The 15443-nt window shown below is 36.8% G+C and carries 14 protein-coding genes; 10 read left to right on the top strand and 4 right to left on the bottom strand.

Annotated elements, in window-relative coordinates:
• Window positions 1-62 precede the first annotated feature (62 nt).
• Window positions 63-287 (top strand): small acid-soluble spore protein Tlp, encoded by a 225-nt coding sequence (gene tlp, locus COO03_RS00575; RefSeq protein ID WP_097894540.1) that lies wholly within the window; start codon window positions 63-65, stop codon window positions 285-287.
• Window positions 288-302: 15 nt separating this feature from the next.
• Here tlp and COO03_RS00580 read toward each other — a convergent pair whose 3' ends face one another.
• Window positions 303-1595, bottom strand: a complete 1293-nt coding sequence (locus COO03_RS00580) for a LysM peptidoglycan-binding domain-containing protein (protein ID WP_097894541.1) — start codon at window positions 1593-1595, stop codon at window positions 303-305.
• A 109-nt stretch (window positions 1596-1704) separates the two neighbouring features.
• Here COO03_RS00580 and COO03_RS00585 point away from each other — a divergent pair, with 109 nt between their 5' ends.
• Entirely contained in the window at window positions 1705-2124 is a 420-nt protein-coding gene (locus COO03_RS00585) for an acyl-CoA thioesterase (RefSeq protein WP_097894542.1), read from the top strand.
• 26 nt (window positions 2125-2150) lie between these two features.
• Here COO03_RS00585 and COO03_RS00590 read toward each other — a convergent pair whose 3' ends face one another.
• Together COO03_RS00590 and plsY are read right to left on the bottom strand one after the other, a co-directional pair.
• Window positions 2151-2441, bottom strand: coding sequence for a HesB/YadR/YfhF family protein (locus COO03_RS00590; protein ID WP_097894543.1), 291 nt, complete (start codon window positions 2439-2441; stop codon window positions 2151-2153).
• Between the two features lie 108 nt (window positions 2442-2549).
• Window positions 2550-3146, bottom strand: a complete 597-nt coding sequence (plsY, locus tag COO03_RS00595; RefSeq protein WP_097894544.1) for a glycerol-3-phosphate 1-O-acyltransferase PlsY — start codon at window positions 3144-3146, stop codon at window positions 2550-2552.
• Window positions 3147-3369: 223 nt separating this feature from the next.
• Between plsY and COO03_RS00600 the strand changes: the two genes are divergently transcribed.
• From COO03_RS00600 to COO03_RS00635, 8 genes are all read left to right on the top strand, one after another.
• Window positions 3370-5226 carry an anaerobic ribonucleoside triphosphate reductase gene (locus COO03_RS00600; protein WP_097894545.1) on the top strand — a complete coding sequence of 619 codons (1857 nt, stop codon included), beginning with the start codon at window positions 3370-3372 and terminating at the stop codon, window positions 5224-5226.
• The gene (gene nrdG / locus COO03_RS00605) at window positions 5223-5675 is read left to right on the top strand and encodes an anaerobic ribonucleoside-triphosphate reductase activating protein (protein WP_097894546.1); all 453 of its coding nucleotides are present in this window, start codon (window positions 5223-5225) and stop codon (window positions 5673-5675) included. Before COO03_RS00600 ends, nrdG begins: the two co-directional genes overlap by 4 nt.
• A gap of 18 nt (window positions 5676-5693) precedes the next feature.
• Window positions 5694-6371 carry a response regulator transcription factor gene (locus tag COO03_RS00610; protein WP_097894547.1) on the top strand — a complete coding sequence of 226 codons (678 nt, stop codon included), beginning with the start codon at window positions 5694-5696 and terminating at the stop codon, window positions 6369-6371.
• A 519-nt stretch (window positions 6372-6890) separates the two neighbouring features.
• Entirely contained in the window at window positions 6891-8117 is a 1227-nt protein-coding gene (locus COO03_RS00615; protein ID WP_097894548.1) for a S1C family serine protease, read from the top strand.
• A gap of 72 nt (window positions 8118-8189) precedes the next feature.
• Window positions 8190-8603: a CoA-binding protein gene (locus COO03_RS00620; protein WP_097894549.1), complete on the top strand. Its 414-nt coding sequence runs from the start codon at window positions 8190-8192 to the stop codon at window positions 8601-8603.
• 377 nt (window positions 8604-8980) lie between these two features.
• A complete protein-coding gene (gene parE, locus COO03_RS00625; protein WP_097894550.1) occupies window positions 8981-10945 on the top strand; it encodes a DNA topoisomerase IV subunit B in 1965 nt (654 codons plus the stop codon).
• Window position 10946: 1 nt separating this feature from the next.
• Entirely contained in the window at window positions 10947-13370 is a 2424-nt protein-coding gene (gene parC, locus COO03_RS00630) for a DNA topoisomerase IV subunit A (protein ID WP_097894551.1), read from the top strand.
• Between the two features lie 188 nt (window positions 13371-13558).
• Entirely contained in the window at window positions 13559-14587 is a 1029-nt protein-coding gene (locus COO03_RS00635) for an oxidoreductase (RefSeq protein WP_097894552.1), read from the top strand.
• A 190-nt stretch (window positions 14588-14777) separates the two neighbouring features.
• Here COO03_RS00635 and COO03_RS00640 read toward each other — a convergent pair whose 3' ends face one another.
• Window positions 14778-15422 carry a TetR/AcrR family transcriptional regulator gene (locus COO03_RS00640; RefSeq protein WP_141523349.1) on the bottom strand — a complete coding sequence of 215 codons (645 nt, stop codon included), beginning with the start codon at window positions 15420-15422 and terminating at the stop codon, window positions 14778-14780.
• Window positions 15423-15443 lie beyond the last annotated feature (21 nt).

Raw genomic sequence — 15443 nt, forward strand, 5'->3', positions numbered from 1 at the left:
TAATCTAATTTGTTTTTGGAAAACTAACATGGTATGTATATCTCAATTAGGAGGGAAATAGCATGGCAGAGCAATATAAAGCGAATCCAGATGACAGAAGTGACAATGTAGAAAAGTTACAAGAGATGGTACAAAATACGATTGATAATTTTAATGAGGCAAAAGAAACTGCAGAGGTTTCAAATGAACAAGATCGCGCTGCAATTGAAGCAAAAAACCAACGCCGTTTAGAAAGTATTGATTCATTGAAAAGTGAAATAAAAGATGAATCTGAATATAATGGGTAAAAAGGCTGACAATCGTCAGCCTTTTTTTGTAACTGAGAAATTTTCAGTAAGTAAACGCCAATTTTGCGGGAAAGGAAGACCAATTTTCCAATAGCTAATACCGCGTATGCCTTGCTCTTTAATTAAATTAAATTTACTTTGGACTGACCGTGCATCTTCAAACCATACTTCATGCTGCACACCATTTTCATTAAAGTAATTAAAGTGTGGTGCTTGAGCAGTGAAATCATAGCGAATTGGAACGTTATATTTACGAGCAAGGGCAACAGCTGAGACCGAACTAACAGCTTTTGCAGGAGGATTCCCTGCTTTAAACGGAAGTGTCCAGTCGAAACCATATAAGTTTTGACCCATCATAATTTTGTGCGGTGGCATTTGAGATTTTGCATATTGGATTACCTGTTTTACAGGGCCAATAGGAGAAACTGCCATTGGCGGTCCGCCTTGCCATCCCCAGTCATAAGTCATAATCACGACAAAGTCGACAATTTCTCCTTGTGCTTTATAATCATGCGCTTCAAAAAATTTGCCTTTTTGTTTTGAACTTGTTTTTGGGACAAGTGTCGTACTTAACGTATATCCTTCAGGTAATCTTGCTTTTACACTTCGTAAAAAGCGGTTGTATGCTTCACGGTCTTCTGGAGCGACATTTTCGAAGTCGAAATGAATATCACGCATACCGTATTTCTCAGCTGTTTGTAGAATGTTAGTAATAAACTTATTTTGAATGGTAGTGCTTCTTAAAAGAACAGATGCTAATGCAGTGCTGAAGTTCCCATTTTCGATATTCGTAATAACGAGCATCGGGATTGTTTGTCCTCGCCTAGCGAGCTCAGCAATTCTAGCGGTTTCGGTTGGTTCTTTTAAAGTTCCATCTCTTTGTGCTTCAAAGCTGAAATAAGCCAAATATGTTAAATAAGGATTAATAGCCCGCGTAGCATTTACTAAGCTTTCTTTAATAGGTACTGTGGAAGGTTGCAAGTAGGCGATAGATTCTATCGCTCGTTTTGAGCCTTGTGGTACATATAATTGTTGCCCAACATGGAGAACGGATTTTAATGATAGATTATTAACTTTTGCTAAGCTAGCGAGAGGAACGTTATATGTTTGAGCAATTCGATAAAGACTGTCGCCTGGCTGTACGTAATAATTATTTCCTTTCGTATTTACAATGAGTGCCTGACCAACAACGAGTGTTTCAGCGGGATTCAGTCCATTATCTTTTACAATTTCTTCAGGTGTAGTGCCATATTTTGTTGCTAAACTATATACGCTATCACCACTACGAACGGTTACAATTTGAATCATATACTTGCTCCTTTCAGTAAAAAGATCCACCGTTTCTATTTTATTTTTGATTTCCCTGTATTATGATTAAATGTATGCAAGGAAACAGAAGTGTGAAGGAGATAGTGATATGTTTGTAGCAGAACATGAAATTGAAATCCGCTATGCGGAAACGGATCAAATGGGTGTTGTTTATCATTCAAATTATTTAGTATGGCTTGAACTAGGGCGTACGAAATTGATACAGGAATTAGGGTTTTCATATATTGAGATGGAGCAGGAAGGAATTATTTCTCCCGTATTAGATTTGCAAATTTCATATCGAAAAGCAATGCGTTATGGAGAAAAAGCAATTGTGAAAACGTGGATTGATTCAGTTAGTCCCCTTCGTGTTATATATGGATATGAAATTTATAATGGTGATGGAGACCTTTGTATTACAGCTACAACAACAAATATTTGTGCGAAAAAAGAGGGTTTTCGTCCTGTATCCTTTAAGAAACTATATCCTGAGTGGTATGCAAAATATGAGGAAATTAAGAAAAAATAAAAAAGCGTGGCGAAAGCCACGTTTTTTTATTTTTCATAATTAAATTGTGGGAAGTCATCACCATCATTAAAAGTAACGGATAGGTCGTGTCCATCAAAGAACCATTCATCATCACCTTCAACGAAGAAAGTGATGCCTTCTTCCTGAATTTGAACAGCTGGATGTGCAGGGTCATCTTTACGGATTCCTAAAGAAAGACCTTTTTGTACAGTACTGCAACCACCATATTGTACGAAAAAGCGAAGCATATCGCCAGATTGTAAGTTTAATTCATCTTTATACCAATTTACTGCTTCTTTTGTTACGGAAAGATTCATGTATAGTTCCTCCAAATTATGTTGCTTTTTCTTTAGTATAAAAAATAACGCAAAAAGACGCTATTAATATGCTTTGCGTTTTCTTTTTGCGTTATGTGGGCTACAATCTTACTTTTGTTTCTTTGTAAAATTTGCTTTCGGTTCAGTTTTATTTATAATTCGTCCAATATTTGCACGGTGTCTATAAATAACCATACCAGCTACTAAACACATCGCAACAATGAAGATCTTATCCCCGTTAATAATCGATGCGATAACAGCGAAAATAGCTGTTACCATAGAAGAAAGTGACACGTATCTTGTTGTAAATAGAAGGGTGAAAAAGACAACGGCTAATACTAAAAAAACAACTGGTGCATAACATAAAAGTACTCCAGCAGTAGTTGCAACTGCTTTTCCACCACGGAATTTTGCAAAGATTGGATATATATGTCCAAGAATTGCAGCTAATCCAAACCAAAGAGGATGGATATGTAAGCCGAAAATTAGCGGCAGACCTGTTGCTAACGTTCCTTTTAAAATGTCGGAAATTGTAACGATAAAACCAGCTTTTTTCCCTAGTGTACGAAAAGTATTCGTTCCTCCTAAATTACCGCTACCATGCTCGCGAATGTCGATTCCATAACCAATTTTCCCAACAACAAGTGCAGATGGAATCGAGCCGAGTAGATAGGCAACGACCAATAAAAGATATGTAATAAGCATAAGTTCAGTCTCCTTTATTCAAATGTGTTGATAAAGGGTAAAAAGAGTTTTTCCCGTATATTGTACCATACATTTGTAAAGAGCACATTTTTTTTGTAAATGAAAATTCAATGTTTCTTAAAAAAACTTTCACAGGAATGTTACATTTTTCACAGAACCAGTAGGGCTATATGTTGTATCATTTCGTTAGAGAAGTGACAAGATATAGTTGGAGGGTTAAGTAATGCTGAAACAAAGTATACATGGAGAAGAACTTGTAAAGATTTTTGAAACGATTGTCCACAGTAATGAACAAGACTTAATGCAAGAAAATGCAAATGTTGATGGACGATCTCCAATGGGAATGATGGGAACATTTGCATCGGAGAGTGCGAAATATTATGCGGTGGAATATTTACTTTCCGAACAAGTAAAAAAAGCAATAGATCAAAATATAGTATACCCACATGATTTAGATTTTTATGCGACAGGTACGACAACATGTTCTCAAATTCCTTTAGCGCAAATGCTTGAAAAGGGATTTCATACAGGGCATGGACATATGAGGCGACCACAAGATATTAAAAGTGCGTTGGCGCTTGCTTCAATTATTTTTCAAGCAAATCAAAATATGCAGCACGGTGGTCAATCATTTGCATTATTTGATATTGATTTAGCACCATATGTAAGAAAAACATTTGAAAGAAATAAAAAACGATTAGCAAACTATCCATTAACAAAAGAACAAGTAGAAGAATTTGCATGGAAGGAAACAGAAAACGATACGTATCAAGCTTGTGAAGCTTTTATTCATAATTCAAATAGTATGCATAGCCGAGGTGGTGGTCAAGTTCCGTTTATTTCGATTAACTACGGAACGGACACATCAAAAGAAGGCAGATTGTTAGTTAAACAATTATTACGAGCAACGCAAGCAGGGTTAGGAAAAGGCGAAACACCGATTTTCCCTATTCAAATTTTTAAATTGAAAAAAGGTGTGAATTTTGAAGAAAATGATCCGAACTATGATTTATTTGAATTGGCACTAGAAACGACAGCTGAACGATTGTTCCCGAATTTTTCATTTTTAGATGCACCGTTTAATGCAATCCATTATGATGGTCGTCCTGAAAGTGAAGTGTGTTATATGGGATGCAGAACTCGTGTTATGTCTAATATTCATGGAGAAGAAACGGCAATTGGAAGAGGGAATTTATCGTTTACTTCCATCAATCTAGTGAAACTAGCATTCATGAGCGGTTCAAAAGAGGCGTTCTTTGAGATGTTAAATGATTATGTAGATCTTGGTATTCGCCAATTGCTAGAAAGATTTGCCTATCAATGTACAAAAAAAGCAAGAGATTTTCGGTTTTTATATTCACAAGGAGTATGGCGAGGCGGAGAGAAACTGCAGCCTGAAGATTCTGTTGCAGAAATTTTAAAACAAGGAACATTAAGCATTGGTTTTATTGGTCTTGCAGAATGTTTAGTTGTTTTAACAGGGAAACATCATGGAGAAGATAAAGAATCATGGAATCTTGGATATGAGATTGTTACCTTTATGAGACAGAAAATGGATGCAGCAATGGAAGAACATCAGTTGAATTTCTCTTTAATTGCAACGCCTGCAGAAGGATTATCAGGTAAGTTTGTTAAAAAAGATCGAGAAGAATTTGGAACGATTAGCGGTGTAACAAATCATAATTATTATACAAATTCATTTCATATTCCGGTGTATTATAACATTCAAGCGATAGATAAAATACGTTTAGAAGGGCCATTTCATGCACTTTGTAATGGTGGGCATATTACGTATATTGAATTAGATGGAGCAGCAGTTCATAATCAAAAAGCCTTAAAACAAATCGTGCAGGCAATGGCGCAATATGGAGTAGGATATGGGTCAATTAATCACCCTGTCGATCGTTGTAAGTGCTGTGGTTATCATGGTGTCATTCGTAATGAATGTCCAAGTTGTGCAAATGAGGACGAGCATGAGATAGAAAGAATTCGTCGCATTACTGGATACCTTGTAGGAGATATGTCCAAATGGAATAGTGCAAAACGTAGTGAAGAAGCGGATCGGGTGAAACATAAATGAAAGTTATGAACATTATTCATGATAGTGTAGTAGATGGGGAAGGATTGCGGACAGTCGTGTTTTTTGCGGGCTGTCCGCATCGTTGTATAGGCTGCCATAATCCAAAGTCGTGGAATATTTGTAATGGAACAGAAATGACTGTGGAAGAAATTGTAAAAGAGATTACCGAAAATCCGCTCACTGATGTAACATTTTCAGGTGGAGATCCATTCTTTCAAGCTGCGGAAGTGAAAAAGGTAGCAAAAGCTGTGAAGGACTTGAAAAAAAACTTATGGATTTACACTGGTTATACGTTAGAAGAGATACAGAGTTCCCGAAATAATGATATGATAGAGTTGTTACACTATGGGGATGTTTTGGTCGATGGAAGGTTTGAACTCGATAAAAGAGATTTAACACTTCCATTTCGCGGAAGCTCCAATCAACGTATTATTCGATTGAAAGAGTAAAAAGGCGGGATAGGTTAGATGAATAAAACAGTATTACTTGTTGAAGATGAAAGAAGATTACGCGAAATTGTTAGTGATTATTTTCGCAGTGAAGGCTTTGAAGTGATCGAAGCAGAAGATGGAAAACAAGCGTTAGAATTATTTGCTGAACATACAATTGATTTAATTATGTTAGATATTATGCTGCCAGAAATAGATGGTTGGTCTGTTTGTCGCCGTATCCGGAAAGAATCGGCAGTGCCAATTATTATGATGACAGCACGTTCTGATGAAGATGATACATTACTAGGTTTTGAACTGGGAGCGGATGAATATGTAACCAAGCCCTTCAGTCCGAAAGTATTAGTAGCTCGTGCAAAAACGTTATTAAAGCGTGCTGATGGAGCAGTAGGGGTTGCTGAAGAAAACGTAATGTCTATGGCTGGAATCGATGTGAATCGACTTTCACGAACAGTATCTGTAAATGGAGAAGAGGTTATATTAACGCATAAAGAATTTGAACTTCTTGTTTATTTAATGGAGAACAAAGGGATTGTATTATCACGTCAACATTTGCTGGATCAGCTATGGGGATATGATTACTACGGTGATGATCGTACAGTAGATACACATATAAAAAAACTACGTAATAAATTAGGTGACAAAGCCAAGCATATTGGAACTGTTATTCGGGTTGGGTATAAGTTTGAGGAATAGTTTTTAAATACTATGTAATAGAAAAGCTTTCCTTTTGGTTGGAAGAGAGGATCCGTCCATGGATAGAAGCGGTCCGTGCCTTTTTTAGCCCCATGCCGAGTGAAAACAGAGAGAGAAAACGAGTGGAGATCTCTTTTTATTTTCATAGCAGCGAGTAGTAAAATGGTGTGAAATCAATATATAGTAGAGAACGGATAGAAAAGCTTTCCTTTTTGGTTGGAAGAGAGGATCCGTCCAAGGATAGAAGCGGTCCGTGCCTTTTTTAGCCCCATGCCGAGTGAAAACAGAGGGAGAAAACGAGTGGAGATCTCTTTTTGTTTTTCGTAGCAGCAACTTATATGTTGAAAATATAGTACATTTACACTCTCTTTTGCGGATGAAATGTAAAAATGATAACTTTTTTGTCTACAATAATAAATAAGAGTATTTTTTTAATTGGATTTCACGATGAGTTCACAAGGAGGACACAAAGCGTGACTATACTAAAAATACGAACTCAGCAGAGAGGGGAAATAAAACATGGGATATTATGACGGACCAAATATGAATGAAGAACGCAGTGAAACAAGAGAAGTTAGAAAATCTGGTAGTAAGAAAGGCTATTTCTTTACTGGTTTAGTGGGGGCTGTGGTTGGAGCGGTTACTATCAGTTTTGCAGCACCATATATGCCTTGGAATGATGGAAATGGAGTCTCACCAGTATCTTCTAATTCTAAGGTAGAAGGAACTATGGTTCCTGTTGTAAATAAAGCAAAAAATGAAACGGATTTACCAGGCATGATTGAAGGAGCAAAAGATGTTGTTGTAGGCGTCATTAACATGCAACAAAGAGTAGATCCATTCGCACTAGATCAAGCAGGCCAAGAACAAACAGCTGGAACAGGATCAGGTGTAATTTATAAGAAAGCTGGAAATAAGGCGTACATTGTAACAAATAACCACGTAGTAGAGGGAGCAAATAAACTTGCAGTAAAACTAAGTGATGGTAAGCAAGTTGATGCAAGATTGGTTGGGAAAGATCCTTGGTTAGATTTAGCTGTTGTAGAGATTGACGGATCTAATATTAATAAAGTTGCAACGTTAGGCGATTCAAGTAAAATTCGTGCTGGTGAACCAGCAATTGCAATTGGTAACCCACTAGGCTTTGATGGCAGTGTAACGGAAGGAATCATTAGTAGTAAAGAACGTGAAATTCCAGTTGATATTGATGGTGACAAACGTCCAGATTGGCAAGCACAAGTTATTCAAACTGATGCAGCGATTAACCCTGGTAATAGTGGCGGCGCATTGTTTAACCAAAATGGTGAGGTAATAGGTATTAACTCTAGTAAAATCGCACAACAATCGGTAGAAGGAATTGGATTTGCGATTCCAATTAACATTGCCAAACCAGTAATCGAATCTCTTGAAAAAGACGGAACAGTAAAACGTCCAGCTCTTGGTGTTGGTGTTGTCTCACTAGAGGATGTGCAAGGATACTCTCAACTAAAACTTCCAAACGATGTAACAAGCGGTGTTGTTTTAGGAAAGGTTTATCCAATCTCACCAGCAGAAAAAGCAGGATTACAACAATATGATGTTGTGGTAGCATTAGATGGTCAAAAGGTTGAAAATGCACTTCAATTCCGTAAATACTTATATGAAAAGAAAAAAGTTGGCGATAAAATTGAAGTTACATTCTATCGCAATGGTGAAAAAATGACGAAAACAGCTACACTAGCAGATAACTCTCCTGCTAAGAATTAATAAAGAAAGTCTCTTTCGTATTGAAAGAGACTTTCTTTATCGGCTATACTAAAAGAATAGGAGGGATGTAATATGACAATTGAAAACCCAACTCGTACGGAAATTGGTGAAGTATTGAAGAATAGTAAAACCATCGCGGTTGTTGGATTATCTGACAAGTCAGATCGTACATCGTATATGGTTTCAAAAGCGATGCAGGATGCTGGGTATCGTATTATTCCAGTTAACCCAGTCGTTGATGAAGTACTGGGAGAAAAGGCGGTTTCTTCCTTAAAAGATATTAAGGAACATGTTGATATCGTAAATGTATTTCGTCGCTCTGAATTTTTAATAGATGTGGCAAAAGAATTTGTAGAGATTGATGCTGATGTTTTTTGGGCACAATTAGGACTACAAGATGAAGATACATACGAGTTGTTAAAAGAAAAAGGCTATACTGTTATCATGGATCGTTGTATTAAAGTAGAACACGCGATGACGAGGTAGTATAGACATTTGTAAATGAAAGGTCGATTCAGCTTTCGTTCACACTTAGGAGCTGAGCGGATGAACGAGTTGTTCATCATGAGATTTTTTAAAGGCTGTTTTTTGGGATGCTTACTTGTTATCCCGTTTTGGATACTTGTCATTTGGGTAATGCTAAAATGGTGGAATGTGTGGTTTTGGAATACATATCCATTTCTCGTTGACAAACGATTATTTTTCTGAAATAGTAGCCTAGAGGAATCCTTGTACAAAAACAAGGATTTTTCTTTTGAAAATGGTATATAAAAGACATAACATAACTTGCCAAAAACATGGTTAAGGAGTTATTCTATAATAGAAACATATGTTCTGATTTAATTAGGAAAGGGGCAAGGAGTTTGGCGAAGCATCAATTTCAATATAACGAAGATGCAATTCAAGTGCTTGAAGGCCTTGAAGCCGTTCGAAAACGCCCGGGTATGTATATCGGGAGCACGGACAGCCGTGGATTGCATCATTTAGTATACGAAATAGTAGATAACTCCGTTGATGAAGCATTAGCGGGATTTGGCGACGAAATTTCTGTCGTAATACATAAAGATAATAGTATTAGTGTTATTGATAAAGGGCGTGGAATGCCTACGGGAATGCATAAGCTTGGAAAGCCAACACCTGAAGTCATTTTAACTGTACTTCATGCAGGTGGTAAATTTGGGCAAGGCGGTTATAAAACAAGCGGTGGTTTACATGGTGTTGGTGCATCTGTTGTAAATGCTTTATCAGAATGGCTAATTGTAACGATTAAACGAGATGGAAATATATATGAACAGCGTTTTGAAAATGGTGGTATTCCTGCAACAACATTAGAGAAAATTGGGAAAACAAAAGAATCTGGTACAACGATGCATTTCAAACCAGATCCATCTATTTTCAGTACAACAAATTATAACTATGAAACGTTATGTGAAAGACTACGTGAATCTGCATTTCTGTTAAAAGGTATGAAAATCACTTTAAAAGATGAACGAAATGATTTAGAAGATGTGTTTCACTATGAAACAGGAATTGAAGCATTTGTTACGTATTTAAATGAAGAAAAAGACTCTATTCATCCAGTTGTATATTTTTCTGGTGAACAAAATGGAATCGAGGCAGAACTTGCATTTCAATTTAACGATGGCTATTCAGAAAACATTCTTTCATTTGTAAATAATGTGCGTACAAAAGATGGCGGAACACACGAATCTGGATTTAAAACAGCGATGACTCGTGTTTTCAATGAATATGCTCGTAAAGTCTCTCTATTAAAGGAAAAAGATAAAAACTTAGAAGGTACAGATATTCGCGAAGGGTTAGCTGCCATTGTTTCTGTGCGTGTGCCGGAAGATTTACTGCAATTTGAAGGGCAAACAAAAGGAAAGCTTGGGACAAGTGAAGGGCGTTCTTCAGTAGATGCAATTGTGTCGGAACACTTAGCATACTTTTTAGAAGAAAATCCTGATGTAGCAACACTTCTTGTGAAGAAAGCAGTCAAAGCAGCTCAAGCCCGTGAAGCAGCACGTAAAGCTAGAGAAGAAGCTCGTACTGGTAAGAAGAAAAAACGTTCAGAAGGAACTTTGAGCGGGAAGTTAACACCTGCACAATCACGTAATCCACAAAAGAATGAATTGTATTTAGTAGAGGGTGATTCTGCCGGTGGTTCTGCGAAGCAAGGCCGAGATCGTCGTTTTCAAGCAGTCTTGCCATTACGTGGTAAAGTAATCAACACGGAAAAGGCAAAGCTTGCTGATATTTTCAAGAACGAAGAAATTAATACGATTATTTATGCAATTGGCGGCGGTGTTGGAAACGAATTTTCTGTTGAAGATATCAACTATGATAAGGTTGTAATTATGACCGATGCTGACACAGATGGTGCTCATATTCAAGTGTTACTGCTTACGTTCTTCTATCGTTATATGAAGCCGTTAATCGAAGCGGGTAAAGTGTTTATTGCTCTTCCACCTTTATATAAAGTAAGTAAAGGAAAAGGAAAAAGCGAAGTCATTGAATATGCATGGTCAGACGAAGAATTAGATGGTGTAACGAAAAAGGTCGGTAAAGGATATATACTGCAGCGTTATAAAGGGCTTGGTGAAATGAATGCCGATCAGTTATGGGAAACAACGATGAACCCAGAGACACGTACGTTAATTCGTGTGAAAATTGATGATGCAGCAAGAGCGGAGCGCCGCGTCACAACGTTGATGGGTGATAAAGTAGAGCCTCGTCGTAAGTGGATTGAGCGCAATGTGCAATTTGGTATGCAAGAAGAAGGAAATATTTTAGAAAATGAAATGATTATGGAGACGGAGGTGGAATAACATGCAAGCAGAGAAGTTTCATGACCTCCCGCTTGAAGACGTGTTAGGTGATCGCTTTGCACGTTACAGTAAATATATTATTCAAGATCGCGCGCTTCCAGATGCGCGTGACGGTTTAAAACCGGTACAACGCCGTATTTTATACTCAATGTATGTAGAAGGAAACGTACATGATAAACCGTTCCGTAAATCAGCTAAAACAGTTGGTAACGTTATTGGTAACTATCATCCACATGGTGATTCCTCTGTATATGAGGCGATGGTACGTTTAAGCCAAGATTGGAAAGTGCGTAACGTATTGGTTGAAATGCACGGAAATAATGGTAGTGTTGATGGTGACCCAGCGGCAGCGATGCGTTATACAGAAGCTCGTTTATCGCCAATTGCCTCTGAGTTACTGCGTGATATCGACAAAGAAACAGTGGAATTTGTAGCAAACTTTGATGATACAAGTGAAGAACCAGTTGTACTGCCAGCAATGTTCCCGAATCTATTAGTAAATGGTTCAACAGGGATTTCAGCTGGTTACGCAACAGAAATTCCACCGCATCATCTTGGTGAAGTTATTGATGCTACAATGATGCGTATCGATAAGCCAAATAGTTCTGTAGATGATCTATTAACAGTTATTAAAGGACCTGATTTCCCAACAGGTGGTATTATTCAAGGGATTGATGGAATAAAAAAAGCGTATGAAACAGGGAAAGGGAAAGTCATCATTCGCGGAAAAGCAGAAGTTGAAACAATTCGCGGTGGCAAACAGCAAATCGTTATTACAGAAATTCCATATGAAGTAAACAAGGCGAATCTAGTCAAAAAAATGGACGAATTACGTTTAGATAAAAAACTAGATGGAATAGCCGAGGTTCGTGATGAAACGGATCGTACAGGTCTTCGTATTGTTGTGGAATTGAAAAAAGAGGCAAATGCTGAAGGGATTTTAAATTATTTATATAAAAATACGGATTTACAAATCCCTTATAACTTTAATATGGTAGCCATTAACAATCGTCGCCCAACACTTATGACATTACCGAAAATTTTAGATGCGTATATTGGGCATCAAAAAGAAGTTGTTACACGTCGTTCGGAGTATGAGTTGCGAAAAGCGGAAAATCGCCAACATATCGTAGCGGGTTTAATGAAAGCATTATCGATTTTAGATGAGGTTATTGAGACAATTCGAGCATCTAAAGATAAACGTGATGCGAAAAATAATTTAAGTGCAACATTTGGATTTACAGAAGCGCAAGCAGAAGCAATTGTATCTCTGCAACTGTATCGTTTAACAAATACAGATATTACCGCACTAGAAAAAGAAGCAGAAGAACTAGAAAAGAAAATTGCAGAATTACAAGCGATTTTACAAAGTGAGAAAAGGCTTCTTCAAGTCATCAAAGCAGATTTAAAGAGAGTAAAGAAAACGTATAGTGATAATCGTCGTGCTGTCATTGAAGAAGAGATTGAAGAAATTAAAATTGATGTGGAAGTTATGATTCCACAAGAAGATGTCATCGTTACTGTAACGAAAGAAGGGTATGTGAAACGAACAGGATGGCGTTCACATAATGCATCGAACGGAAAAGACTTCGGTATGAAAGAGGGTGACATCTTACTGGAACGTTTCGATACAAATACAACAGAAACAATTCTGTTATTTACGAATAAAGGAAATTATATTTATCTTCCAGTGTACGAGATGCCGGATATTCGTTGGAAAGACTTAGGACAGCACGTTGCAAATATTGTTTCACTTGAACGAGATGAGACCTTAATTTGGGCAACCGTTGTACCGAACTTTGAGGAAGAAAAACGTTTTGTTGTGTTTGTTACGCGAAATGGTATGATTAAGAAAACGGAACTAAATCAGTATAAAGTTCAGCGCTATTCAAGAGCGTTTGTTGCCGTAAACTTGAAAAAAGATGATGAAGTTGTAGATGTATTTGCAACAGATGGAACAAGTGATATTATTCTTGCAACACACGGTGCATATGCACTTATTTTCAATGAAGAAGAAGTAAGTCCAGTTGGTGTAAGAGCAGCTGGTGTAAAGGGAATTAACTTAAAAGAAGATGATTATGTTGCTTCTGGTAAACCGTTAAATGGTGAAAAAGATCAACTGATCCTCGTAACGCAGCGAGGCGCAGTTAAACGATTAAAAGCCTCCGAAATTGAAAAATCAACAAGAGCGAAGCGGGGACTTGTAATTTTTAAAGAGCTAAAGCGTAATCCATATCGCATTGTCGGTATTGAAATTGTTCGGGATGATGAACTTGTTTACATGAAAACAGAGAAACATGTTGTAGAAGAAATAGATCCAAAAGCGTTTCGTAATAAAGACCGGTATAGTAACGGTAGTTTAGTCTTAGATGTTAGTGATACTGGTGAAGTGGTTGAGACGTGGACGAAAAAGCGGATAGAGTGAACCGTTAATTCATATTAAAAATATTTAACTTATTAGAGAAAGGCATGCTTCATAGGGACATGCCTTTCTTTTTTTTGTAGTAAAAAATGTAATCCAATCAAACAGAAGTAGTGAAGCAAAAAGTTAGGTCTATAAAAGAAAACTTGTTATAATAATTATGAAATCGTTCTCATACATGGAGGAAATATATGAAAAGAATAGGTGTAGGGATTGTAGGATTTGGATTTTCTAGTACGACATTTCACATCCCTTTATTACAAACGATTGATGAATATGATATTCGTGCGATTGTCTCATCGAAAGAAGAGGTAGTGAAACAAGCGTTACCAACTGTGCATGTTGTTCATACGATTGGAGAATTAGTAAAGCGAGACGACATTGATCTTGTTGTCATTACATCGCCAAATACAACACATTTTCCCTTTGTAAAAGAGGCTATTGTACATGGGAAACATGTTGTTGTAGAAAAACCATTTGTTGTTTCAACTGAAGAGGGAGAAGAACTCATTGCCTTGGCGAAAAAACATGATGTAGTTGTGAGTGTATATCATAACCGTCGTTTTGATAATGATTTCTTAACAATAAAGAGGGCAATTGAAGAAAAAGAAATTGGAAATGTGTATACATATGAAGCGCATTTTGATCGCTTCCGTCCTCATGTGCGTGATCGCTGGCGTGAAAAGAATTTACCGGGGTCAGGGATTTTATATGATTTAGGATCACATTTGATTGACCAAGTATTACATCTATTTGGTAAACCAGATGCTGTTAGTGCAGATGTAGTAAAACAACGACCTGGAGCAGAAACCGATGATTATTTCCATATTGTACTTCACTATGGAGTGAAACGAATTATTTTACATAGTAGTAGTTACGTAAAACATGCAGGACCACACTTTCATGTCCATGGAGATAAAGGCTCAATTGTGAAATACGGTATGGATTCACAGGAAGAGCAATTGAAATCTGGTATGAAGCCAGGTGATATAGGATATGGAGAAGATCCTGAAAGTAATTTTGCAGTTTTAGAAACAGAAGAAGTAGTAAAACGTATTCCGACAGAAGTGGGTTGCTATGAAATGTATTACATAGGCATTCGAGATAGTATATTACATGGCGTGCAACCTCCTGTTACAGCTGAAGAAGGTTTACAAGTCATCCGGCTCATTCAATTAGCGATTAAAAGTAGTGAAACGGGTAGAGTTATCTCGCTATAATTAAAAAAGACACGATTTCGTGTCTTTTTTGCTTTCGAAAATGAAATATATGTTCCATTCTTATTTTCTTTAAACACTTTATATGTTAATGTGCTTACTGATACTTTGAATATTTGCCTGCAGCTTATACAGGTTAATTTGTTGTGACATATGAATTTTCATTTAAATGAAAGATAATCGATGTGAAAAATTATTTTAATTTGTATAAATTAGTTGTATCTTCAGGGTTAGAAAGCCCATAAAAAAACATCGTAACAATATCTTGTATATGTTTTTCACGATCTCCTTCTAACAATTGTACCCCATAATCATCGCCTAGTTTACTAAACATTTGAATGTATAGTAAAATCATTTCTTTTGAAAGGTTAGGATTAATTTCATTTTTACGTTGTGCATTTTCTAATAGTTCTAAAAACCAGGGCAGGACTGTTTCGTTTTGATAACGATATATAAATTCGCGAAGTTCTGGGTCTTTTTGGATGACTTGCAACAGCATGTCAGGATGAAATAACCCGCCACTTTCCATTTTTCTAACGATCATTTTATGCATCATTTCATGAAAAGGTATGTTTTCTGATGCTAGCTCTTGATAGTATTGGAATTCAGTTGTCGCAAATTCTTGAATAAGTTCTCTAAAAAGAGCGTCTTTACTCCCAAAATGATTATAAATCGTCACCTGAGATACTTTCGCTTCTTTTGCAATATCCTCTATTTTTACTTCGTTAAATCCACGTTCTGAAAATAATAACAATGCAGCGTCTTTAATGGCGCGTTTTTTCTTTTCTTTCACTTTTTCAAACCCGTTCAATACAATCACCTCACCTAAAATATACAAGAAAATAAAGATGAAAACAAT

The sequence above is a fragment of the Bacillus sp. AFS098217 genome, assembly GCF_002551815.1.
In the GTDB taxonomy this organism is placed as follows: Bacteria; Bacillota; Bacilli; order Bacillales; family Bacillaceae_G; genus Bacillus_A.

Bases quoted from the DNA above. Each gene is read 5' to 3' on its own strand.
- COO03_RS00615 (WP_097894548.1), top strand. From the start codon at position 6,891: ATGGGATATTATGACGGACCAAATATGAATGAAGAACGCAGTGAAACA.
- parC (WP_097894551.1), top strand. From the start codon at position 10,947: ATGCAAGCAGAGAAGTTTCATGACCTCCCGCTTGAAGACGTGTTAGGT.
- COO03_RS00635 (WP_097894552.1), top strand. From the start codon at position 13,559: ATGAAAAGAATAGGTGTAGGGATTGTAGGATTTGGATTTTCTAGTACG.
- COO03_RS00620 (WP_097894549.1), top strand. From the start codon at position 8,190: ATGACAATTGAAAACCCAACTCGTACGGAAATTGGTGAAGTATTGAAG.
- COO03_RS00600 (WP_097894545.1), top strand. From the start codon at position 3,370: ATGCTGAAACAAAGTATACATGGAGAAGAACTTGTAAAGATTTTTGAA.
- plsY (WP_097894544.1), bottom strand. From the start codon at position 3,146: ATGCTTATTACATATCTTTTATTGGTCGTTGCCTATCTACTCGGCTCG.
- COO03_RS00585 (WP_097894542.1), top strand. From the start codon at position 1,705: ATGTTTGTAGCAGAACATGAAATTGAAATCCGCTATGCGGAAACGGAT.
- COO03_RS00580 (WP_097894541.1), bottom strand. From the start codon at position 1,595: ATGATTCAAATTGTAACCGTTCGTAGTGGTGATAGCGTATATAGTTTA.
- tlp (WP_097894540.1), top strand. From the start codon at position 63: ATGGCAGAGCAATATAAAGCGAATCCAGATGACAGAAGTGACAATGTA.
- COO03_RS00590 (WP_097894543.1), bottom strand. From the start codon at position 2,441: ATGAATCTTTCCGTAACAAAAGAAGCAGTAAATTGGTATAAAGATGAA.
- COO03_RS00610 (WP_097894547.1), top strand. From the start codon at position 5,694: ATGAATAAAACAGTATTACTTGTTGAAGATGAAAGAAGATTACGCGAA.
- nrdG (WP_097894546.1), top strand. From the start codon at position 5,223: ATGAAAGTTATGAACATTATTCATGATAGTGTAGTAGATGGGGAAGGA.